Source organism: Lysobacter brunescens (assembly GCF_042677005.1).
GTDB classification, from domain to species: Bacteria; Pseudomonadota; Gammaproteobacteria; order Xanthomonadales; family Xanthomonadaceae; genus Lysobacter_I; species Lysobacter_I brunescens.
The window spans coordinates 1370127-1392824 of sequence record NZ_JBHTIF010000001.1; the positions used below are offsets into that span (position 1 = coordinate 1370127).

At 69.4% G+C, this 22698-nt stretch carries 19 protein-coding genes; 12 read left to right on the forward strand and 7 right to left on the reverse strand.

From position 1 onward, the window contains the following. Positions 1-83: 83 nt before the first annotated feature. Both ACFQ0E_RS05885 and ACFQ0E_RS05890 read right to left on the reverse strand, forming a co-directional pair. The gene (locus ACFQ0E_RS05885; protein ID WP_386822743.1) at positions 84-575 is read right to left on the reverse strand and encodes a hypothetical protein; all 492 of its coding nucleotides are present in this window, start codon (positions 573-575) and stop codon (positions 84-86) included. 196 nt (positions 576-771) lie between these two features. After that, entirely contained in the window at positions 772-1737 is a 966-nt protein-coding gene (locus tag ACFQ0E_RS05890; RefSeq protein WP_386822744.1) for a CsgG/HfaB family protein, read from the reverse strand. Between the two features lie 278 nt (positions 1738-2015). Here ACFQ0E_RS05890 and ACFQ0E_RS05895 point away from each other — a divergent pair, with 278 nt between their 5' ends. The 3 genes from ACFQ0E_RS05895 to ACFQ0E_RS05905 are packed head-to-tail and all read left to right on the forward strand — an operon-like array spanning position 2016 to position 5756. Next, positions 2016-4013 (forward strand): M1 family metallopeptidase, encoded by a 1998-nt coding sequence (locus tag ACFQ0E_RS05895; RefSeq protein WP_386824056.1) that lies wholly within the window; start codon positions 2016-2018, stop codon positions 4011-4013. A 13-nt stretch (positions 4014-4026) separates the two neighbouring features. After that, positions 4027-5028 (forward strand): alpha/beta fold hydrolase, encoded by a 1002-nt coding sequence (locus tag ACFQ0E_RS05900; RefSeq protein WP_386822745.1) that lies wholly within the window; start codon positions 4027-4029, stop codon positions 5026-5028. Beyond that, positions 5025-5756 (forward strand): hypothetical protein, encoded by a 732-nt coding sequence (locus ACFQ0E_RS05905; RefSeq protein ID WP_386822746.1) that lies wholly within the window; start codon positions 5025-5027, stop codon positions 5754-5756. Before ACFQ0E_RS05900 ends, ACFQ0E_RS05905 begins: the two co-directional genes overlap by 4 nt. Positions 5757-5770: 14 nt before the next feature. On the opposite strand, the gene ACFQ0E_RS05910 is transcribed toward ACFQ0E_RS05905, so the two are convergent. Beyond that, positions 5771-6328, reverse strand: a complete 558-nt coding sequence (locus ACFQ0E_RS05910) for a hypothetical protein (RefSeq protein WP_386822747.1) — start codon at positions 6326-6328, stop codon at positions 5771-5773. A gap of 195 nt (positions 6329-6523) precedes the next feature. Between ACFQ0E_RS05910 and ACFQ0E_RS05915 the strand changes: the two genes are divergently transcribed. The 4 genes from ACFQ0E_RS05915 (at position 6524) to ACFQ0E_RS05930 (ending at position 10920) form a co-directional block, all read left to right on the forward strand. Next, entirely contained in the window at positions 6524-6802 is a 279-nt protein-coding gene (locus tag ACFQ0E_RS05915; protein ID WP_386822748.1) for a DUF493 family protein, read from the forward strand. After that, a complete protein-coding gene (gene lipB / locus ACFQ0E_RS05920) occupies positions 6790-7518 on the forward strand; it encodes a lipoyl(octanoyl) transferase LipB (protein ID WP_386822749.1) in 729 nt (242 codons plus the stop codon). Before ACFQ0E_RS05915 ends, lipB begins: the two co-directional genes overlap by 13 nt. 2 nt (positions 7519-7520) lie before the next feature. Further along, the gene (gene lipA, locus ACFQ0E_RS05925) at positions 7521-8522 is read left to right on the forward strand and encodes a lipoyl synthase (protein WP_386822750.1); all 1002 of its coding nucleotides are present in this window, start codon (positions 7521-7523) and stop codon (positions 8520-8522) included. Positions 8523-8745: 223 nt separating this feature from the next. Beyond that, on the forward strand, positions 8746-10920 hold the full coding sequence (locus ACFQ0E_RS05930) for a carboxy terminal-processing peptidase (protein ID WP_386822751.1): 2175 nt from the start codon (positions 8746-8748) through the stop codon (positions 10918-10920). A gap of 96 nt (positions 10921-11016) precedes the next feature. Here ACFQ0E_RS05930 and ACFQ0E_RS05935 read toward each other — a convergent pair whose 3' ends face one another. Next, positions 11017-13341 (reverse strand): putative bifunctional diguanylate cyclase/phosphodiesterase, encoded by a 2325-nt coding sequence (locus ACFQ0E_RS05935; RefSeq protein ID WP_386822752.1) that lies wholly within the window; start codon positions 13339-13341, stop codon positions 11017-11019. 155 nt (positions 13342-13496) lie between these two features. On the opposite strand from ACFQ0E_RS05935, the gene ACFQ0E_RS05940 reads away from it, so the two are divergent. The 3 genes from ACFQ0E_RS05940 to rarD all read left to right on the forward strand — a co-directional run bounded on the left by ACFQ0E_RS05940 (position 13497) and on the right by rarD (position 16393). Further along, positions 13497-14378 carry a bifunctional transcriptional activator/DNA repair enzyme AdaA gene (locus ACFQ0E_RS05940; protein ID WP_386822753.1) on the forward strand — a complete coding sequence of 294 codons (882 nt, stop codon included), beginning with the start codon at positions 13497-13499 and terminating at the stop codon, positions 14376-14378. 147 nt (positions 14379-14525) lie between these two features. Then, positions 14526-15479, forward strand: a complete 954-nt coding sequence (yedA, locus tag ACFQ0E_RS05945; RefSeq protein ID WP_386822754.1) for a drug/metabolite exporter YedA — start codon at positions 14526-14528, stop codon at positions 15477-15479. Continuing rightward, positions 15476-16393, forward strand: a complete 918-nt coding sequence (gene rarD / locus ACFQ0E_RS05950; RefSeq protein ID WP_386822755.1) for an EamA family transporter RarD — start codon at positions 15476-15478, stop codon at positions 16391-16393. Before yedA ends, rarD begins: the two co-directional genes overlap by 4 nt. Before the next feature lie 533 nt (positions 16394-16926). On the opposite strand, the gene ACFQ0E_RS05955 is transcribed toward rarD, so the two are convergent. Beyond that, a complete protein-coding gene (locus ACFQ0E_RS05955; RefSeq protein ID WP_386822756.1) occupies positions 16927-17940 on the reverse strand; it encodes a zinc-binding alcohol dehydrogenase family protein in 1014 nt (337 codons plus the stop codon). Positions 17941-17968: 28 nt separating this feature from the next. Then, on the reverse strand, positions 17969-19057 hold the full coding sequence (locus ACFQ0E_RS05960) for an alkene reductase (RefSeq protein WP_386822757.1): 1089 nt from the start codon (positions 19055-19057) through the stop codon (positions 17969-17971). A gap of 97 nt (positions 19058-19154) precedes the next feature. On the opposite strand from ACFQ0E_RS05960, the gene ACFQ0E_RS05965 reads away from it, so the two are divergent. Continuing rightward, positions 19155-20084 (forward strand): LysR family transcriptional regulator, encoded by a 930-nt coding sequence (locus tag ACFQ0E_RS05965; protein WP_386822758.1) that lies wholly within the window; start codon positions 19155-19157, stop codon positions 20082-20084. Positions 20085-20120: 36 nt separating this feature from the next. Here the strand turns inward: ACFQ0E_RS05965 and ACFQ0E_RS05970 are convergent, their stop codons facing one another. Then, positions 20121-20855, reverse strand: coding sequence for a phytanoyl-CoA dioxygenase family protein (locus tag ACFQ0E_RS05970; RefSeq protein ID WP_386822759.1), 735 nt, complete (start codon positions 20853-20855; stop codon positions 20121-20123). A gap of 252 nt (positions 20856-21107) precedes the next feature. Here ACFQ0E_RS05970 and ACFQ0E_RS05975 point away from each other — a divergent pair, with 252 nt between their 5' ends. After that, positions 21108-22526: a carbohydrate-binding protein gene (locus tag ACFQ0E_RS05975; RefSeq protein ID WP_386822760.1), complete on the forward strand. Its 1419-nt coding sequence runs from the start codon at positions 21108-21110 to the stop codon at positions 22524-22526. Positions 22527-22698 lie beyond the last annotated feature (172 nt).

The following is a 22698-nucleotide window of genomic DNA, read 5'->3' on the forward strand; positions in this document are numbered from 1 at the left end:
AGCATGGAGGTGGCGCTGCGTCCTGCAGCGCCGGGGTGGGACGTTTCGGTGCTTCGGTGGAAGTGGGGCGTTGCGGGACGCGGTCAGTTGATGCCGCCGACGCCGCAGCCGTTGCCCTGGCTGGCGCAGACCGGCGATTTCTCCATCCAGTTGCGCGCGCCTTCGCGGGTCAGCAGCAGTTCCTCGAAGGTGGCGCAGCGCGTGCTCTGGATCTGCGAGCCGATCTTGCGTTCGCGCCAGCAGACATCGCGCTGTTCCTGCGCGACGCGCGTGCCTTTCAGGATCGCGTAGACCTCGCCCAGCGCGTTGCGCAGCTTGATCTGGTCGGCGGGGCTGAGCTGGTCGAGGCTGCTCTTCTTCACGGCGATGTCGGCGACCGTTTTCTGCGCCCTGCGCAGGCGGTCCAGCTGCATGCTGTCGATCCCCATGCCGTCCGGGGATTCCTCGATCTGCCGGTTGATGGAATTCTGCTGGTTGAGCAGGACCTTGAGGTCGACGCGCGCGTTCGCCATCGTCTGGCTTGCCGCGACGACGAGGAGGAAGGCGAAAGCCGCCAGCCAGGCGTGTCGTTTCATGGTTCGCACCTCTTCTGTGCAGGGAGATGGTCGGAGTCGCGCGGGCGGGGAGCAGCGCCGGTCCTGACTCTTCATTCGCCCCGCCGCGCAGGAACCGGACATCCAGCCCCGGCCCATCCGTCGCGCCGCCAGGAGGCCGGAAACGAAACAGGGCGCCGAAGCGCCCTGTCTGCGTTGCTTGTCGATGTCGGTCCGATCAGCGCGAGAGCTCGATCAGCGTCGACGAGATCCAGCCCTTGTTGCCCAGCTCGTCCTCGACTTCCCACATCAGCCCCTCCTTGTTGCCGGTGGGGTACAGCATCATGCCCGGGTCGAGCGAACGGACGACCTTGGTGCCCTTGGCGGTGGTGAACAGGCGCGCCGGCTTGGTCACGGTGACCGCCTGCTGCGCGTTCGACGCCGAGGCGTTGCCGGACAGGCCGCCGAGCTGGGTGACGAGGTCGGTGTAGGCCTGCAGGTAGGCGAGGGTGATGACCTGGCCGATCTCGGTGTTGGCGTAGCCGCCGGCGCCCATCGCGCCGAAGCCGCTGTAGCCGAACAGGCCGCCGCCGGCGCCCCAGCCGATGTCGGTCTTCTTGGCGCTGCCTTCGGCCATCGCGACCTGCTCGGTCGAACGCACGTCGGTGATGGTCAGCACCACGTCGGCGGTCTTGCGCTTGAAGTCCAGGCCGCCGATCACGGCGCCGGCCTTGCCGCCGACCAGCCCGCCCAGCAGGCCACCGATGGCGTTGCCGCCGGCGTTGCTGTTGGCCGAGATCAGGTCGGGGATCATCACGTAGTCGGCGGCCTTCATCTGGCCCTTGCCGACGTTGGAGCGGCCGCGCAGCTCGCCGCTGGAACCCAGCGCACGCTCGCGCTGTGCGGCGTCGAGGCCGGCGCCGCGGTCGACCAGGGTGAAGCAGCGCGACTTGCTGACGAAGACCTTGATCAGCTTCGACGGGGCCGGCAGCTGCTGGCCGGTCCACCAGTTGGTGCCGTCTTCCGGCTCGATCACCGACAGCGTGCCCAGCGGCTTCGTGCAGGTCGGGATCTCGGCCATCTTCTGCTTGCGCTGGTCCTGCGCGCTCTGGCGCTGGGCGCTGGCGGGCAGCGAGACGGCAGCGAGGGCGAGGGTCAGCAGGCTGGCTTTGAGCAGGACGGAAGCGCGGACGATCTGGGTCATGGAGGGCGACGCCTTGGGAAGTGGAATGTGGAGTGCAGCGGGGAATCGTAAGCCCTGGCGCGTTGCGAAGACACCTCGCGCCGGATGGCCACGCAGGGAAGAACGGAGCGGACGCGACGGGAAGGACAGCCGTCGCCCTGGCGCGCGGGTTCGTTCAGGTTGGCGCTCGGGCACGGGGCCCGACCCGGGCTGCAGGCCCGCCACTCCGGCCGGTGAAGCTTCGGTGCGCGTGCGCCGGCGCTACACTGATGTCCTCCCTGTCCTCCCGGTTCCACGCCATGCGCGCCTCGATCCTGGCCCTGCCGCTGCTCGCCACCCTCATGATCACCGCCTGCAAGCCCGAAGATGCCGCGCCGGCCGCCGTGAAGCCGGCTCCCGCCGCTGCCGCGCCGCAGCAGGTCGACGAGCATTCCTATGCCGAACCGCAGAAGGTGGTGGTCAGCGACCTCGCCCTCGACCTGGCCCTGGATTTCGACAGCAAGACCCTCGCCGGCACCGCGATCCTGACACTGGACTGGAAGGACAAGACCGCGACCGAGCTGCGCCTGGACACCCGCGACCTGACCATCGAGAAAGCCGAGGGCGACGACGGCAAGGGCGGCTGGGTGCCGCTGAAATTCCGCCTGGCGGGCATTGACCCGATCCTGGGCGCCAAGCTCACCGTCGAGACCCCGAAGCGCAATGCGAAGGTGCGCGTGACCTATCGCACCTCGCCAAAGGCCTCCGGCCTGCAGTGGATGGAGCCGTCCATGACCGAGGGCAAGCAGCTGCCCTTCATGTACAGCCAGTCGCAGCAGATCCACGCACGCTCGTGGGTGCCGCTGCAGGACACGCCGAGCGTGCGCTACACCTACAGCGCGCGGATCAAGTCCCGCCCCGACGTGATGGTGCTGATGAGCGCCGACAACGATCCGAATGCGGTGCGCGACGGCGACTACACCTTCCGCATGCCGCAGAAGATCCCGTCCTACCTGATGGCGATCGCCGCCGGTGACCTCAAGTTCCAGTTCATTTCCGACCGCAGCGGCGTCTGGGCCGAGCCGACGATGCTCGATCGCGCGGTGCAGGAATTCGCCGATACCGAGAAGATGATCGTCACCGCTGAAGGCCTGTACGGCCGCTACCGCTGGGAGCGCTACGACATGCTGGTCCTGCCGCCGTCGTTCCCGTACGGCGGCATGGAGAACCCGCGCCTGACCTTCCTCACGCCCACGGTCATCGTCGGCGACAAGTCGCTGGTGTGGCTGATCGCGCACGAACTGGCGCACAGCTGGTCGGGCAACCTGGTGACCTTCTCCAGCGCCAAGGACGCCTGGCTCAACGAAGGCTTCACCAACTACGTCGAGAACCGCATCGTCGAAGCCCTGTACGGACGCGACCAGGCCGACATGCAGAGCGTGATCGAACGCAATGCGCTGAAGAAGGAATTCGCGCAGATCGATCCCAAGCTGCAGGTGCTGGCCACCGCGCCGGGCGTGCTCGCCGATCCGGACAATGACGGCAGCAGCGCGACCGTGTACACCAAGGGCGCGTGGCTGCTGCACTTCCTGGAGGAGCGCTTCGGCCGCGAGAAGTTCGACGCCTTCCTGCGCGGCTATTTCGATCATTTCGCGTTCCAGAGCATCGATTCCGAGCAGTTCGCGCAATACGCCAAGGCCAACCTGCTCGACAAGTATCCGAACATCGTCAGCCAGAGCGAGTTCGAGGAATGGCTGTACAAGCCCGGCATCCCGGCTAACGCGCCGCACGTGCAGGCACGCCGCTTCGGCGTGGTCGATTCCGCGCGCCTGGCCTGGCTGGGCAGCCGCCAGCTGCCGCCGCGGGTGATCACCGATGCATGGATCTCGCAGGAATGGATCCATTTCATCGAGAGCCTGCCCGACGCCATGACGATCGAACAGCTCGCGCAGTTGGACGCTGCCTACGGTTTCACCGGCACCCCGAACGCCGAAATCGCGGAGCGCTGGTATCCGCTGGCGATCAACAACGGCTACACCCAGGCCAACGACGCGATCGCCGACTTTCTCAAGCGCGTGGGCCGCATCAAGCTGATCGCACCGACTTACCAGGCGCTGGTGCAGACCCAGGGCGGTCTTGCGCTCGCCACTCAGGTCTTCGAGCAGGCCAAGCCTGCCTACCACCCGATCACGATCGCGCGCATAGAGGCGATCATCGCCAACGCCCGCCCACCGGCTGAGCCGTCGCCCGTCGCGCAGCCGGCGACGCCGCCGGATGCCGACGCCGCTGCCGCGCCAGCCGCCGGCTCGGCCGGCTGACCGGGCCGGCGAGGTGGCACTCTCGTCCCGGACGGCCTGGATCGCCAACGGCATCGCCGGCGCCCTGATCCTGCTCTTCGTGGTCGCGCTCTGGCGCGACCCCGGACTGGCGATGCGTGCGGAATTCGCCAAGCAGCGGATCCGCCTCGGCGCCGAATCGCACAGCGTCGTCGTCGGCGACCATCGCTGGGTCTACGCGGAACTGCCCGCGGACAAGCCCGACGCGCCGACCCTGGTCCTGCTGCACGGCTACACCGGCAGCAAGGAGAACTGGTACCGCGTGGCCACGGCGCTGCGCGGTCGTTACCGCATCATCATGCCGGACCTGCCCGGTTGGGGCGAAAGCGAGCGTCGCGAGGACACGGACTACGGCTATCTCGCGCAGGCGCCGCGTGTCGCCGCGTTCCTGCAGCAGCCCGAGGTCAGCCACGGCAAGCCGGTGGCGCTGGCCGGACATTCGATGGGCGGCGGCATCGCCGCGCTGCTCGCGGCCGACTATCCGACGCTGGTTTCGCACGTCGCGCTGGTCAACGCCGCGGGCGTGCGCTTCGCGCCGAACAAGTTCGCGCGCGAGGTGCTGGCCGGCCAGAACCCGTTCGTGCTGACCGACGACGCCTCGCTGGAACGCTATCTCTCGACGGTCTTCCACGTCCGCGAGGCGCGGCCGTGGCTGCCCTGGCCCGGGACCTCGCTGTACATCGCCCAGCGCCGCAGCCAGGCGGATTTCGAGGCGCGGGTGCTCACCCGCATCGGTCGCGACGAAGAGCGTTTCGAACCGGGCCGGCGCGCGGTCAAGATCGAGCAGCCGACGCTGCTGCTGTGGTGCCGGCACGACCTGGTGATTCCGCCGGAAGCGATGGGCCTGTACGCGCAGCGCATCCGCCACGCCAGCCAGGTGATGCTGGAGGACTGCGGACACATGTCGCTGATGGAGCGCCCGCGCGAAACCGCCGACGCCATCGCATGGAACATCGCGCGCGGCGCGCCCGCGCTGCCGCCGGGGAAACACGAATGAACGCAACGCCTGTCCTGCGCGCGGTGGCGCTGTCCTGTGCCGCCGTTCTCGCGGTCGCCTGCGGGCCCGATCCCGAGGCGCTGAAGGCCGAGGCTGCCGCGCGCGCCGCCGAGGCCGAGGCGAAGGCCGAAGCCGGCGCCGCCGCGTTCGACGAGGCGGTGAAGCAGAAGAACTGGGCGCTGGCCAAGGCGCAGGCCGACATCCTGTTCGCCGACCATCCCGATTCGCAGGCCGCCAAACGCGTGCGTGCCGGCTACGACGCCGTGGCGAAGACTCTGGAAGATACCCGCGAGTCCAAGCGCACCGCCGCGCTGTGGAGCTACGACACCCAGGGCGTGAGCGGTGGCCTGCAGCGCGCGGCGTCGATCTACGCGAAGGACGACGTGGACGTCGACGGCAAGGGCCCGAGCAAGGTGCGCCTGATCTTCCGCGACCATCCGTCGTGGGGCCGCAGCAGCTATCTCGTGCTGCAGGGCGGCGATTTCGACTGCTATCGCGGCTGCCGCGTGCAGGTGAAGATCGACGGCGACAAGACCCGATCGCTGCCGGGATCGCGTCCCGACACCGACGAGGCGATCGCGATGTTCATCGAGGACGATCGCGCGCTGTGGGCGATCGCGAAGGACGCGAAGACCCTGGAGATCGAATTCCCGGTGAAGGGCCAGGGCAAGCGCAGCGCGCTGTTCGAGGTCGGCGGACTGGATCCCTCGCGCCTGCCGGGCTGGTAACCCGGGCGATCGCCTCAGAGCGTCGCGCGATTGCGCGAATACCAGGCCTCGACCTGGATGCTGCCGTCGCCCAGCGCGCGGGGCAGCACGGCGGCGAAGGGCAGGCGCGGCGAAACGTGCATGGCCAGGTGCTGGGTCGCGAGTTCGGCCGCCAGCGGATCCGCATAGCGCACGCTGACCCGGCAAGTCTGGCTGTGGCAGCTGGTTTCCAGGCTGGCCGGCCCGGCCAGTCCCTGCGCGGCGAGGCGCTGCCCGTCGAAGAAATCGCGGACATGGGCCTCGTGGCGGGCCGCCCAGTCGGGATCGATCGGTTCGACGGCGTAACGGGCATCCAGCAGGGCGATGTTCGCTTCCATCTGCGCGCGCGGGTCCGGCGTTTCACCCCGCAGCGCCGGTGCGGCCGACGAGGCCACCTCGCTGCGGACGGTGTCGCCGGCGGCCTGCAGCAGGCGCGCCCCTGCGGCGACGGCGGCCAGGGCCAGAGTCGCCATGACGGCCAGGGCCAGGAACGTCGACGCAGGGGTGCCGCGGGTCGGCGGCCGGGTGATCGGCAGGGACAGGCTGGCGGGCATGGGACGTGATCCGGGGAGGTCGTTACCCGGGACACGGTGGAACGCAGCCCGCGCGGACAGGCAGGAGCGTTCCATCGGCGGCATCGTCGTGGAACAGGCCGTTCTGTCCGGTCCGCCTCGCCACCCGCGTTTCTGGCCGACGCTCATGCCGTTTCCGCGCTTGGGTTGTGCCGCCCCGGGCCTCATAATTCCGGCATGACCATTCGCTCCGACAACCCCGACCACGGGTTCCAGTTCCCGGGCCTGTTCGAGATCACCGCCATGGGGCCGGCCGGCGCCGGCCTCGAAGAGCGCATCCCGGAAGTGCTGGAGGCCATCGGCATCCCCGTCCTGCGCGAGACCGTCGCGACGCGCAATTCCACCGGCGGCAAGTACGTGTCGATCCGGGTGAGCATCCACGCCGAGGATCGCCAGCGGTACGAAGCCGCGCATGCCGCGCTGCGCGCCGAGCCGGGGATCAAGTGGACGCTGTGAGCGACGCCGTGTCCGTGCCGCCCGCGCGCGTGCGCGACCTGGGTCGCCAGCCCTACGAAGCGGTCTGGCGCGCCATGCAGGGCTTCACCGACCTGCGCGACGACGACACCCCGGACGAGATCTGGCTGGTCGAACACGACCCAGTCTTCACCCTCGGCCAGGCCGGCAAGCCCGAACACGTGCTGATGCCCGGCGACATCCCGGTGATCAAGGTCGATCGCGGCGGCCAGGTGACCTACCACGGTCCCGGCCAGATCGTCGCCTATCCGCTGCTCGACCTGCGCCGCCTCAAGGTCGGCGTGCGCGATTACGTGTGCAAGATCGAACAGTCGATCATCGACACCCTCGGCGAGTGGAACATCCACGCCGAACGCCAGTGCGGCGCGCCGGGCGTGTACGTCAACGGCGCCAAGGTCGCGGCGCTGGGCATCCGTGTCCGCCACGGCTGCACCTTCCACGGCCTCGCGTTCAACATCGCGATGGATCTCTCGCCGTACCACCGCATCAATCCCTGCGGCTATGCCGGCCTGCAGGTGACCTCGATGCTCGACCTCGGCGGCCCCTCCGGCCTCGATGCGGTCAAGCCGGTGCTGCTGCGCCATCTCGCCGCCCAGTTCGGCCTGCGCCTGCAGGACGACGTGCCGCCCGACCTGGCCGCACTCGCGGCGCATTCTCCCCATGCCGTGGCCCTCGCCGCGGTCGAACAGGCGTCCTGACCATGTCCACCCCCGCCGAGAAATCCATCCCGCTGACCGTGGTCGCCGACGCGCCGGCGTCGCTTGCACCTGGCGTCAAACAGGTGGCCGGCGACAAGATCGCGCGCTCGCCGGTGCAGTTCGCCGACGCGCCCGTGCTGCGCAAGCCGTCGTGGATCCGCGTGCGGATTCCGTCCGGCAACGCGGTGCAGAACCTCAAGGCCAAGCTGCGCGAGAACCGCCTGGTCACGGTCTGCGAGGAAGCGAGCTGCCCGAACATCCACGAGTGCTTCAGCCACGGCACCGCGACCTTCATGATCCTCGGCGAGGTCTGCACGCGACGCTGCTCGTTCTGCGATGTCGCCCATGGCCGGCCGAAGCCGCCGGACCCGGCGGAACCACTGAGCCTGGCGCACACCATCGCCGACATGCGCCTGAAATACGTGGTGATCACCAGCGTCGACCGCGACGACCTGCGCGACGGCGGCGCCCAGCATTTCGTCGACTGCATCGCCGCCGTGCGCGAGCACAGCCCGGGCACGAAGATCGAGATCCTCACGCCCGACTTCCGCGGCAAGGGCCGCATGGAGCGCGCGCTGGAGATCCTCGCGACGAACCCGCCGGACGTGTTCAACCACAACCTCGAAACCGTGCCGGACCTGTACCGCAACGTCCGCCCCGGCGCCGACTACCAGTGGTCGCTGACCCTGCTGCAGAAGTTCAAGGCCCAGCATCCCGAGGTGGCGACCAAGAGCGGCATCATGCTTGGCCTGGGCGAGACCATGGAACAGGTCGAAGCGACGCTGCGCGACCTGCGCGCGCACGATGTGGACATGGTGACCATCGGCCAGTACCTGCAGCCCAGCCCGCACCACCACCCGGTGATGCGCTACTGGACGCCGGACGAGTTCAAGGCGCTGGAGGACTTCGGCATGGCCCTGGGCTTCACCCATGTCGCCTCCGGTCCGATGGTGCGCAGCTCGTACCACGCCGACAAGCAGGCGGCCGACGCCGGTTTCGCGTAAGCAGGCCGGCGCACCACGCGTCCTCTCGCGGGAAACGCAGCGTTCCGGACACGCTGCGCCTTCGTTCGCGCAAGCATGAATCGCCGCCCACCGGCCGTCGGATCGAACGCGTTCGTCGGCGGATCATGACCTTGGGCGGTGTGTGCGCCGCGCAACTTCCGGTACTCTCGGGCTGTCACACGATGCACCTCGCGGGCTCGCGCCCCTCCCACACGAGATCGCCATGAAAGTCGCCAAGATCCTTCCGGTTTCCCTGCTCGCCCTCGCGCTGACCGCGCCGGTGGCGTGGCTGACCGCGCAGGCCGACGCCGGCAGCCCGTCCGCCGAGCAGGCCACCGCCGCCAAGCTCGTCTACGGCCTGCTGTCGGACAGCCGCTACGCCTACCGCCCGCGCGCGCTGGACGACAAGCTGTCCGCCGAGGTCTTCAAGCGCTATCTCGAATCGCTCGACCCCGGGAAACTCTTCTTCACCGCTGCCGACGTCGCCAAGCTGGAGGGCTATCGCGCCCGCCTCGACGACGCGATCAAGAGCGGCGAGGTCGGCCCGGCCTTCGAGATCTTCAATCTCTACCAGACGCGCGTGAACGAACGCGTCGCCCATGCCCGCGCGCTGCTGGGCAAGGACATCTTCACCTTCGAAGGCAGCGATCGCTGGGAATACGACCGCGAGCATGCGCCGTGGGCCGCCGACACCGCCGAGCTGGACAAGCTCTGGCAGCAGTCGGTGCGCAACGACTGGCTGCGCCTGAAGCTCGCCGGCAAGGCGCCCGAGGAGATCCGCAAGACCCTCGACAAGCGCTACGCGAACATTTCGCGCAGCATCGGCGAACTGAACGGCATCGATGCCTTCCAGACCTTCCTCAACGCCTACGCGACGTCGATCGATCCGCACACCGATTACTTCGACCCGCGTGCGGCCGAGCGCTTCGAGCAGAGCATGAGCCTCTCGCTGGAAGGCATCGGCGCCCAGCTGCAGCGCCAGGACGATGTGATCGTGGTCCGCGAGCTGGTCCCCGGCGGCCCGGCGATGCTCAGCGGCAAGCTCAAGCCCGGCGACCGCATCGTCGGCGTCGGCCAGAACGGCGACGGCCCGATGGAAGACGTGATCGGCTGGCGCATCGACGATGTCGTCGCCAAGATCAAGGGCCCGAAGGGCACCCAGGTCCGCCTGGACGTGGTCCCGGCGGAGGCCGTGCTCGACAGCAAGCCGACCCGCATCACCCTCAACCGCGCGCGCATCCGCCTGGAAGAGCAGGCCGCCAAGGGCGAGGTGCTCACTGTGCCGGGCGTCGACGGCCAGCCCGCGCGCCGCATCGGCGTGGTCAAGCTGCCGGCCTTCTACCAGGACTTCGACGCGCGCCGCCGCAACAATGGCGAAGGCGCGTCGGCCAGCCGCGACGTGCAGCGCCTGCTGGTCGGCTTCCGCGAGCAGAACGTCGACGGCGTGGTCATCGACCTGCGCAACAACGGCGGCGGCTCGCTGGGCGAGGCGGTCGAACTGACCGGCCTGTTCATCGATCGCGGCCCGGTGGTGCAGGTCCGCGAATCCGGCGGCCGCGTGCAGGTCGACAGCGACACCACCTCGGGCGTGACCTGGGAAGGCCCGCTGGCCGTGCTCATCAACCGCGGCTCGGCCTCGGCCTCGGAGATCTTCGCCGGCGCCATCCAGGACTACGGTCGCGGCCTGATCATCGGCGAGACCACCTTCGGCAAGGGCACGGTGCAGAACCTGGTCGACCTCGACCGCTGGCCGATGGCCGACGGCAAGCGCTTCGGCCAGGTCAAGCTGACCATCGCGCAGTTCTTCCTGCCCGGCGGCAGCAGCACGCAGAACAAGGGCGTGGTGCCGGACATCCCGTTCCCGGTCAGCGTGGACGCCAGCGAGTTCGGCGAGAGCACCTACGACAATGCGCTGCCGTGGACGCGGATCGCCGCTGTCCCGCACATCCGCTATGGCGACTTCACCGCGCTGCTGCCGCAGCTGAAGACCCTGCACGACGCGCGCGTGGCCAAGGACCGCGAGTTCCAGTGGTGGCGTGAGGACATCGCCCAGTTCCGCGAGGAGACCGCGAAGAAGTGGGTCTCGCTCAACGAAGCCGAGCGCCGTGCCGAGCGCGACCGCGACGCCGCCAAGCGCAAGCAGCGCCAGGAAGAGCGCAGGGCGCTGGGCCTGGACCTCGACCCGCTGGGCGACGAGACCGACGACGGCCTGACGTCCAGCGAGCGCAACATCGCCGAGGAAGCCAAGCGCGAGAAGGCCGCCGAGAAGCGTCCGGACCCGCTGCTGCGCGAGTCGGCGGCGATCCTGGCCGACGCCCTGCAGGTGCTCGACAGCGACCGTCGCCTGTCGGCGCAGGTGCTCTCGGAGAAGGCCTCCGCGACGCGCTGGACCGATTGATCGCATCGTTCGCCTGCGCAGGTTTCTTCCCCACGGCCCGCCTCGTGCGGGCCGTCGGCGTTTCGGGGCAGGGGATGCTGCGTTGCGAAGGACTTCTCAGCCCTGCGTCGCGCCGCGCGCACGCAGCCAGTCGAGCATGGCCGGGAGCGGCAGCGGGCGCGAGAACAGGTAGCCCTGCAGCGCGTCGCAGCCGGCCTCCCGCACGAAGTGCGCATCGTCTTCGCTCTCGATACCTTCGGCGATCATTTCGACGCCGAGCTGCTGGGCCAGGCCGATGATCGCGCGGCAGACGCGGTCGCCGCCGATGTGCCGGTCGCGGATGAAGCTGCGGTCGAGCTTGATGCCGAGCGGCTGCAGCTTGGCGAGGCGACCGAGCGAGGAATGCCCGGTGCCGAAGTCGTCGAGTTCGATCCTCACGCCATGTCCGCGCAGCGTTTCGAGCTGGTGGAACAGCAGGTCCTCGTTCGCGGCCAGCGTGCTCTCCGTGACTTCCAGACGCAGGGCGTGGCCGTCGAGCCCGGCGTTCGCCAGCGCGTGCGGCACGCGTGCGACGTAGCCGGCGTCGAGCAGGCTCTGCACCGAGGCGTTCACCGACAGCGTCGCCTCCGGCGCCAGCGTGCGCAGCTGCAGCAGGCCGGCGATGGCCTTTTCGAGCACGATCCTGTCCAGCGCCGCGCCGAGGTAATGTTCCTCGGCGATGGTGACGAAGCGCGAAGGCGGCACGTCGCCGAGTTCCGCGTCGCGCCAGCGCGCCAGCGCTTCGAAGCTGAGCGTGCGGCCGTCGTCGGCGGCCACGATCGGCTGGTACCAGACGTCGATGCTGCCGGCCTGCAGCGCTTCGCGCAGGCAGCGCAACGTGGTGTTGTCGCGTTCCATCTCGCGCAGCATCGACGCGTCGAACACCGCGAAACCGTTGCGCGAACGGCGCTTGATCGAGAACAGCGCGATGTCGGCGCGGCGCAGCAGTTCTCCCGTCGCGATCGGCCCGTCCGCGGGATCGTGCAGGGCGACGCCGATGCTGGCGCTGAGCAGCATGTGCGCGGGGCCGATGCTGTCGTCCGCGCGGATGGTCGCATTGACCATGTGCGCCAGCGCGCGGATCGCGGTCAGGTGCAGGCCGTCGGTGAGGATCGCGAACTCGTCGCCGCCCAGGCGGAAACCATGCGCGCCCGGCGGCAGGGCCAGCGCCATCCGTGCCGCGACGTGGCGCAGCACGTCGTCGCCGACGATGTGGCCGAACAGGTCGTTGACCGTCTTGAAGCCGTCCAGGTCGATCAGCAGCAGGCCGGTCGTGCGCATCGACACGGCATCCGACAGCGCGGTGTCGATGCGCTGCAGGAGCTGGGCGCGGTTGCCCAGCCCGGTCAGCGGATCGTGGAGCGCCTCGTGGCGCCATTCGCCGTTGATGCGCTTGAGTTCCGCGTGCAGGTGGTTGATGCCGGCCGCGACGTGGTCCACCTCGTCGTTCCTGCCGCTGGTCGGCAGTGCGTCGATGTCGCCGCGCGCTACCGCGAGCAGGTCGTCGTGCAGGCGTTCGAGCCGGGTGATCACGCCACGCATCACCAGCCACCAGATCAGCGCGGCGCCGGCGCCGAAGAATCCCAGGGCCATCACCAGCAGCAGCCGTCGCGTGGCCGTGATCTGCTCGGCCAGCGGCTGCGGATAGCGGATGTCGAGCGCGGCCATCGGCTGGCCCTGTTCGTCGCGCAGCAGCCGGTGCATGACGACGTCGCCATCGACGATCCGCACGTCGACAGCGTGGCCGTCGACGCGGTCGAGCGAGAACGGAACGCCTGCCAGCGTGGCGATGCGCTGCATGCGCTGCGGCGTGAGTTCGGCGATGTAGCCGAGCACGCCGTGCACCGGTCTGTCGGGCCCGCCGCCGGGGTGGCTGACCGAGCTGGCGCCGAGCATGTGCCAGCGGCCGTCGAGGCGCAGGATCAGGCCGGTGCCGCGCGCGCGTTCCAGCAGCCTGCGGATGCGCGGCTCGGCCAGCACCGGGGCCAGGGATTCGGGCGGCAGCGGGCGCAGGCCCTGCGGGTCGTCGCGCGGGTCGGCGGGCGTGCCGGCGTAATAGCGCACGGCGCCTGTGCGATCGACGATGAACACCGCATCGACGTCGAAGTTGCGCAGCACCGCCGGATAGAGGTTTTCGTCGAGGTAGCCCGGTTCGCTGCCTTCGATGAAGCCGACGGTCGAACTCCAGTCGCCGTAGTCGATGGCGTTGGCGCGGAGGCGCGCCGTGCGTTCCTGCAGGAGCAGTTCGAGCCGGTGCGCCTCGCCTTCGGCCTTGTCGATCACGAAGCGCTCGAATTCGCGGTCGATCAGCCAGTGCGACAGCGGCAGGCTGATGCCCACCACGGCGGTCGCCAGCAGCGTGAGGCTGATGAGCAGGCGTTTGCGGATGCTGCGCGTGGCCATCGTTGCCGTCCTGTCCCCAGACTGTCGACAACCCGGTCCGAGTATGCGCACCACGCGGACGGGCAGGCAAGCGCAGGATGCGGATAGCGGGGGCGCCGGTGCGGGCGTAGGCTGCGGGCATGTCACGACGGGTGGAGATCGCGGAAATGGCGGGCATGCGGGTGGCCGAAAACGGCAAGGCGCAGCGGAGGGCTCGTGCTGAGGGGCCTGCGGCGGGAGACCCGCTGGAGCAGGCACGCCGGCTCCTCGATGCCGGCGAACCCGGGCTGGCCGAGCTGTCGGCGGCGGTCGGCCTGAGCGTGTCGCACCTGCAGCGCAGCTTCCGCCGCCGTTTCGGGCTCAGCCCCGCCGACTACCTCGCCCAGCGCAAGCTCGGCAGCCTGCGCGCCTCGCTGCGCGAGGGCCGCGACATCAGCGCCGCGCTGTACGACGCCGGCTATGGTTCGCCGTCGCGCGTGTACGAGACCGGCGCCGCGCGATTGGGCATGACGCCAGCGCGGTATCGGGCCGGCGGGGACGGCGAGGACGTGCGCTGGAGCCTGGTCTACACCGTGCTCGGCCAGGCGCTGGTTGCGACCACGCAGCGTGGCATCTGCATGGTCGAACTCGGCGAGGATGCGGATGCGCTGGAAGCCAGGTTGCGCGACGAATTCCCGCGTGCGCGGCTGCAGCGCGTCGATGCCGGTCGCGACGAATTCCTCGCGCCGCGCGTGCGTGCGGTCGCCGAAGCGCTCGCGGGCAACGCGGTCGAGGTGCCGCTGGCGCTGGTCGGCACCGCGTTCCAGAAGCGGGTCTGGGATGCACTGATGAAGATTCCCAGCGGGCAGACCCGCAGCTATGCGGAACTGGCCGCATCGCTGGGCGCGCCGCGCGCGGCGCGGGCGGTCGCCAGCGCCTGCGCGCGCAACCGCGTGGCGGTGGTGGTGCCCTGCCACCGGGTGATCCGCGGCGACGGCAGCCTGGGCGGCTATCGCTGGGGGCCGGACGTGAAACGCGGCCTGCTGGCGCGCGAGTCGTCGGGCCAGGCGCCGGCCTGAGCGTTGTCGTCCGGCGTCGCAGCGCGCGCTCTCCAGCGTTCCGCAGTCGGCGTCAATGCTTCGGGCCGCCCGCGTAGAATGCGCTGGCACGGCCTGCGATCCGTCGCCGCCGATCGTTCCTCTCCTTCTTCTCCCCCGGATCCTGCGATGGCTGCTCCATCCGCGGCCTCGCCGCGTTCCGTTTCGCCGACCGCTTCCACGCTCGCCGTCGCGATCGCGCTGGCTGCGGTCTACCTGATCTGGGGTTCGACCTACCTCGGCATCCGCTTCGCGCTGGAAGGCGGCTGGCCCGCGCTGCTGGGCGTGTCCGGCGGGCGCATGCTGTTCGCCGGCATGCTGCTCTACGCGGTGCTGCGACTGCGCGGCGTCGCCCCGCCGACCCGCGCGCAGTGGCCCACCCTGGCGGTGCTCGGCGCGCTGATGATGTTCGTCGGCAACGGCGCGGTGGTGGTGGCGGAGAAGACCGTCTCCTCGGGCCTGGCCGCGATCGCCATCGCCTCGATGCCGCTGTGGATGGGCCTGTTCGGTGCGATGGCCGGGCGTCATCCCAGTCGCGGCGAATGGCTGGGCATCGCCATCGGCTTCGCCGGCGTGCTCTGGCTCAACGCCGGCAGCAGCCTGTCCGCGCAGCCGCTGGGCCTGGTGCTGCTGCTGATCGCGCCGATCGCCTGGGCCTTCGGTTCGGTGTGGTCGCGCGGCCGCGACCTGCCGTCGCCGTTCATGGCCGCCGCCGCGCAGATGCTGGTCGGTGGCGTGCTGCTGGTCGCGCTGGGCCTGATCACCGGCGAACGCTTGCCGACCGCGCCGACCGCGCACGGCACCGCATGGCTGGCGTACCTGGCGATCTTTGGTTCGATCGTCGGCTTCGGCGCTTACTTGTGGCTGCTCGACCACGTGCGCCCGGCGCTGGCGTCGAGCTACGCCTACGTCAATCCGCCGATCGCGGTGCTGCTCGGCGCCTGGCTCGGCGGCGAGCGCTTCGGCCTGCACGACCTCGGCGCGCTGGCGCTGATCCTCTGCGGCGTCATCGCGATCGCGCGCGCGAAGTCGCGCGGCGATGCGCCAGTGGCCGTGACGCCGCGCGAGGCGAACGACGCATGAGCCCGACCGTGTCGCCCGGGCTGGACCGCAAGGGTCTGGCCATCGCCATCGGCGCCTTCGTGATCTGGGGACTGATGCCGCTGTACTGGCACCTGCTGAAGATCGTGCCCGCGCTGCAGATCGTCGCCCATCGCGTGCTGTGGAGCGCGGTGCTGGTCGCGCTGTGGCTCGCGTGGTCGCAGGCGCGCGGCTGGTTCGCTGCGATCCTGCGCAACCGCCGACTCGCCGCCATGCTCACGCTCGCCGGCCTGTGCATCGGTCTCAACTGGAGCCTGTTCATCTGGGCGGTGAACGCCGGGCACGTCGTCGAAACCAGCCTGGGCTATTTCATCAATCCGCTGCTGAGCGTGCTGATCGGCGTGCTGTTCCTGCGCGAGCGGCTCAACGCGCTGCAGTGGACCTCGGTCGGCATCGCTGCCTGCGGCGTGCTCTGGCTGACCTTCAATTACGGCAGCTTTCCGTGGATCGCGCTGTCACTGGCCGCGAGCTTCGGCGCCTACGGCCTGATCCGCAAGCTCGCGCCGGTGGATTCTGTGGCGGGCCTCGGCTTCGAGAACGCGGTGCTGCTGCTGCCGGCGCTGGCGCTGCTGGTGTCGCAGGAGTTCTCGGGGCAGGGTGGTTTCCTGCCCGGCGCGAGCGCCTGGGGCTGGGGTGTCGACCTGCTGCTGATCTTCGGCGGCGCGCTCACCGCGCTGCCGCTGATCGGCTTCGCCTACGCGGTGCGCCGCGTGCCGCTGTCGACCGTCGGCCTGATGCAGTACATCTCGCCGACCCTGTCCTTCCTCACCGGCGTGTTCTTCTTCCACGAGCCCTTCGACCGGGACCGCGCGATCGGCTTCGTCTTCATCTGGATCGCGCTCGCCCTGTTCATGACCGACAGCCTGCGCAGGGCACGGGCGGCGCAGGCGGGGTAGGCGGGGTAGCGGGTGTTCACTCTGAGCTTCCACCTCGTATTTCCCTAGTGGTTTTCAGTAATTGCGCGTTTACCCAGTCATCCATCAGCCGGCGCTGCCTTTGATCTTGATCTACCGGGGGCCCCTGGTTGCGACGGGCTTCACGGATCAGGCCCGCAGGGCGCGCGGCAGGACGCCGCGCGGGCATTCATATCAAATGCATCGACAAGACACGGACGTCTTGTCGAAAAACCCCGCGAAGCCCGTGGACCCGGCGCGCAGCGCCGGGCGCAACCGATGGGGTGTACTTTCTTTTGGTTACCTTTTCTTGACTCGCACCTGCGGTGCTCGCCCTTCGGGCCGGCTGCGCCGTTCGCGCCGCAAGCGGCGCAGTGCACAAGCAAAGAAAAGTAACTCGCTCGCGACAGCGAGCGAAACATAGGACGAGCAGAGAACCCTTCCAACTGCGTTGAAGAAGCGATAAGCAGGTCCCTCGCCTTCGGCTCGGGATGACAGAGATGGATCCGATCGATCGCAGATCATCCTCTCATTGCTCAGAACCCTTCCAGCACGATCTTGCCCTTCGCGCGATTCGTCTCGATCAGCGCGTGCGCGCGTTTGAGGTTCGCGGCGTCGATGCGGCCGAAGTGCTCGCCGACGGTGGCGCGTACGCGGCCGGCGTCGACCAGGTCGGCGACGGCGTCGAGCAGCCGGTGCTGTTCGATCATGTCCGGGGTCTGGTGCATCGGCCGCGCGAACATCATTTCCCAGTGCAGCGACAGCGACTTGCCCTTGAGCTTCATCACGTCGAGCGGCGTCGCGGGGTCGTCGATGAGGCCGAGCCTGCCCTGCGGCGCCAGCGCCTGCACCAGTGCGTCGTAATGCAGATCGGTGTGGGTAAGGCTGGCGACATAGCGGACTTGCGGAATGTCGATCGCGTCGAGCTGCGGCTGCAGCGGCTGCGCGTGGTCGATGACGTGGTGTGCGCCGAGTTCGCGCACCCAGGCCTGCGTCTGCGGACGCGAGGCGGTGCCGATCACGGTGAGTCCGGTGAGTGCGCGCGCCAGCTGCACGAGGATCGAGCCGACGCCGCCGGCTGCGCCGGTGACGAGGATCGCGTCGCCATCGCCGCCACCCTGCGCAACGCCGAGCCGGTCGAACAGCAGCTCCCAGGCGGTGATCGCGGTCAGCGGCAGCGCGGCGGCGTCGGCGAAGGACAGCGACGCCGGCTTGCGACCGACGATGCGCTCGTCGACCGCGTGCAGTTCCGCGTTCGTGCCCGGCCTGCCGATGGCACCGGCATACCAGACCGCGTCGCCGGGCTTGAACAGCGTGACATCGCTGCCGGCCGCGCGGACCACGCCGGCGGCGTCGTAGCCGAGGATGCGCGCCTCGCCGGCGGGCGGCGTGGCGTTGCGGCGCACCTTGGTGTCGACCGGATTGACCGAGACCGCGCGCACCTCGACCAGCAGGTCGTGCGGGCCGGGCACCGGGTCGGGCAGGGTGAGGTCGACGAGGGCGTCGTCGCGGTCGATGGGGCCGTTGTGGAAGAAACCGATGGCTTTCATGTGGAGGTCCGTGTCGTGTCGGCCGCGCTCACGCGGCGTGGGGATAGTCGGTGTAGCCGCGCGCGTCGCCGCCGAATAGGGTGTCGGGGTCGGGCGTCGCCAGCGGCAGGTCCTCCGCGAGACGCGCGGGCAGGTCGGGGTTGGCGATGAAGGGGCGACCGAAGGCGATGGCGTCGACCAGGCCGGCGTCGAGCAGGGCCTCGCCGCGTTCGCGGGTATAGCGACCGGCCACGACAATCGCGGTCGGCCAGGCCTCGCGCAGGGCATGGCGGAAGTCCATCGGGACTTCGGGTGCCAGATCCCAGTCCGCTTCGGACAGATGCAGGTAGGCGAGGCCGAGTGGCGCGAGCCGGCGCGCGGCTTCGAGGATGGTCGGCACGATCTCGGGGCAGTCCATGCCCGGCCCGGCGACGAAGGGTGCCAGGCGTAGACCGACGCGTTCGGCGCCGGCCTCGTCCGCGACCGCCCGCGTCACCTCTTCGAGGAAGCGCACCCGACGCGCCACGTCGCCGCCGTAGGCGTCGTCGCGATGGTTCGAGGTCGTGCGCAGGAACTGGTCGATCAGGTAGCCGTTGGCGCCGTGGATCTCCACGCCGTCGAAGCCGGCCTCCAGCGCGCGCGCCGTGGCGCGGCGGTAGTCCTCGACGATGCCGGGGATCTCTTCGATGCGCAGCGCGCGCGGTGTCGGGCAGTCGAGCATGCGGCCGACGCCGTCCTCGCCCGCGACCCAGACCTGCGAGCCGGACGCGATGGCCGAGGGCGCCACCGGCAGGCCATCGGCATGGAACACGCCGTGCGACTTGCGGCCGACGTGCCACAGCTGCAGGACGATCCGCCCGCCGGCGGCATGCACGGCGTCGGTGACCCCGCGCCAGCCGGCGACCTGGGCGTCGGTGTGGATGCCGGGAGTGAAGCTGTAGCCCTTGCCCTGCGGCGAGATCCAGGTGGCCTCGCTGACGATCAGCCCGGCCGTGGCGCGCTGCGCGTAGTACCCGGCCATCAGCGCATTCGGCACATCGCCCGGCGCGGTGCTGCGCGCGCGCGTCATCGGTGCCATCACGATGCGGTTGGGCAGGGTGATCGGGCCAAGCGGCAGGGGGGCGAACAGACGGGACATGGGCATCGGCCGGCAACAGGATGGACGGCATCATCCGCCGCGCGATTCCTCCGCGGAAGCGGCTAAATTGGGATTCACTTTCACGATTCCGTTGAAAATGAAATCCCTGAGCGACCTCCGCCTCTTCGTTCGCACCGCCCATGCCGGCAGCCTGTCCGCCGCCGCGCGCCAGCTCGACACCACGGCCGCGGCGGCCAGCGCGTCGCTCAAACGCCTGGAACGCAGCCTGGGCGCGGCGCTCTTCGTGCGATCGACCCGCAGCTTGCGCCTGACCCGCGAGGGCGAGACCTTCCTGCGCCACTGCGAGCAGGCGCTGCAGGCACTTGACGAGGGCTGCGAAGCCATCGCCGGCGGCAGCGATGCGGTGCGCGGCACGCTGCTGCTGACCGCGCCCTCCGACCTCGGCCGCAACGCGCTCAGGACCTGGATGGACGAATTCCAGTCGCGCCACCCGGGCCTGCGGCTGCGCCTGCGGCCCACCGACCGGCGCAGCGACCTGTATCGCGAGCCGGTCGATGTCGCGCTGCGCTACGGCCTGCCCGCCGACTCCACGCTGGTCGCGCTGCCGCTGGCGCCGGCCAACCGCCGCGTGCTGTGTGCTTCGCCCGCATGGCTCGCACGCAGCGGCCCGCTGCACCATCCGCGCGAACTCGCCGATCGCAATGCGCTGTGCTTCGTGCTCGGCGACGAAGTCCACGACCAGTGGCGCTTCACCGGGCCGGAAGGCGAATGCATCGTCGACGTGCGCGGCGACCGCGTGTCCGACGACGGCGATGTCGTGCGTCGCTGGGCACTGGATGGCCACGGCGTCGCCTGCAAGTCCGCGCTCGACATCGCCGACGACCTGCTCGCCGGACGCCTGGTCGCGCTGTGTCCCGAATGGCGCGCCGAACCGACGCCGCTGCACCTGGTCTGCGCCGACCGACGCCAGCTCAGCCCCGCGATCCGCGAACTGCGGGTGTTCCTCGAAGCGAAATGCGCCGAGCGCCTCTCGGCGCTTGCCGAGGTCGCGCCGCAGGCGGTGTGAGGTCGTTCGCTATCACGCGCGTCAGCGCGGGGTGGATCAGGGCTCGAATCGTTCGCTCGTGTCCATCCGCACGCCGCGCAGGTGCGCGGTCTGCAGGTGCGAGGCGTGGCGCGATTCGGCGAAGTAGCCGATCAGGATCGAGCGGCGTCGCGCGCCCGAGGGATTGAGCGTGCCGGCGTGGATGAGGTCGGCGTCGAACACGAGGATGTCGCCGGCCTTGCCGCTGAGCTGGATCGCGCGGGATTCCTCCGAAAGATCGATGTGCAGCGCGTCCGGCGCGGGACGATGCGTGCCGGGGATCAGGCGGGTCGCGCCGTTGTCCGCGCCGAAGTCGTCGAAGAAGGCGAGCGCGTTCACCGTGTCGCCAGGGCGTTCGGCGGAGTAGTCGCGATGCAGGCCCTGCTGGCCGCCGCCGCCGAGCGGCTCGCGGCCCTCGACCTGGGCGAGGAAGAAGCGTTCGCCGATCAGCGCGCCGGCTGCGGACAGCAGCACCGGCAACCGGCACACGGCCTCCACCATCGGGTCGAGGTCGAGCTGCGAATGCCGCCAGTCCGGACCGCGCGGCACGGGCCACTGCGACGACGGCAGCACGCCGGCATCGAAGGCGTCGCGCAGGGGATCCAGCCAGTCGGCGGGGATGGCATCGCGGAGCAGGACGTAGCCGTCCTCGTGGAGTCGTTCGCGGTCGATCATGGCGGCCTCGGCAGAGGCATGAGGATACAGGCGGCGGGCAGGCGCATGTCCACCACGCATGTCCATCCTGCTGTCCATGCGCGGTGTCCATTGTCCGCTGCTGCTGTCCCGGCGGGCCAGTGCGTGCGACAGCATGTCGCGTGTCGTCGCAGCTCATCGGATGCGCACAGCGATGCGCATCGCAATTCCGCGATGTTGTCCAGCGGACTGTCCGTTTTGTGCTCTGCGGGCTCGCATAGGATCGACGCGCTCCGATGCCGCCGGCAGGGTCGCCGGCAAGCAGGTCGGCATCGGCGTGGCACACGCCATCCCCCACACAGAGGACGCATCATGAAACTGATGAAGTGCATGGTCATGCTCGCCGCCGCGCTGTTCGCGGGCGGTGCGCAGGCACAGAACTGGCAACTGGTCTGGAGCGACGAATTCAACGGGTCCATCGGACCGAGCTGGGTGTTCGAGACCGGCAACGGCGCGAGCGGCTGGGGCAACAACGAGCTGCAGTACTACCGGCGCGAGAACGCGACGATCGAGAACAACGCGCTGGCGATCACCGCGAAGCGCGAGGATGTCGGCGGCTTCCGCTACACCTCGGCGCGGATGAAGACGCAGGGCGTGAAGACCTTCAGGTACGGGCGCATCGAGGCGCGGATGAAGCTGCCGTCGTTCATGGGCGCGTGGCCCGCGTTCTGGATGCTCGGCGCGAACCTGCCGACGGCGGGCTGGCCGGCAGCCGGCGAGATCGACATCATGGAGCACGTCAACAACGAGGATCGCACCTACGGCACGATCCACTGGCGCGACCACAACGGCAACTACGCGCAGTACGGCGGCAACACGCCGGTGACGGTCACCGACTGGCACGTCTATGCGATCGAATGGGATGCCAACGCGATCCGCTGGTACCTCGATGGCGCGAAGTTCCATGAAGTGAACATCCAGAACGGCATCAACGGCACCGAGGAATTCCACCAGGACTTCTTCCTGTTGCTGAACTTCGCCATCGGCGGCAACTGGCCGGGCTTCACCGTCGACGACACTAAGTTCCCCTCGAAGATGCTGGTCGACTACGTGCGCGTGTACACGCCCGGTTCCGGTGGCACGGGCGTCGCGACGATGTACCAGCACTGCAACTACGGCGGCTACGGCGTGGCCCTGCCGGAAGGCCGCTACACGCTCTCGCAGCTGCAGGCGCGCGGCATCGCCAACGACGACCTGTCGTCGCTGCGCGTCAACGCCGGCTACCAGGTGACGCTGTACCAGGACGACAACTTCACCGGGCCGAGCGTGACGAAGACCGCCGATACCGCCTGCCTCACCGGCGACGGTTTCAACGATCGCGCGACCTCGGTCGTCGTCGCGAAATACAGCCAGCCCTGGTCGACCACGCTGCAGGCCGAGAACTTCAGCGCGCAGAACGGCGTGCAGGTCGAGCCGTGTTCCGAAGGCGGCTCGAACGTCGGCTGGATCGACGCCGGCGACTGGATGGCCTACAACAACGTCACTTTCCCGAGCAGCGGCAGCTATCGCGTCGAATACCGCGTCGCCAGCCCGACCGGCGGCGCGCTGTCGCTGGACCTCAACGCCGGCGGCATCCTGCTCGGCCAGGTGCAGGTGCCCGCGACCGGCGGCTGGCAGAGCTGGACGACGGTGTCGCACACGGTCACGGTCGCCGCCGGCACCTACAGCCTCGGCGTCTACGCCCCGCAGGGCGGCTGGAACTTCAACTGGCTGCGGATCACGCGGTTGTGAAATCCGTCCCCTTTGCCTTGAAAGACGGATAGCTCAGGTTTTGATCTTGATCTACCGGGGCCCCTGGTTGCGACGGGCTTCGCGGATCAGGCCCGCAGGGCGCGCGGCAGGACGCCGCGCGTTTTTCGACCAGCACATGGATGTGCTGTCGAAAAACCCCGCGAAGACCGTG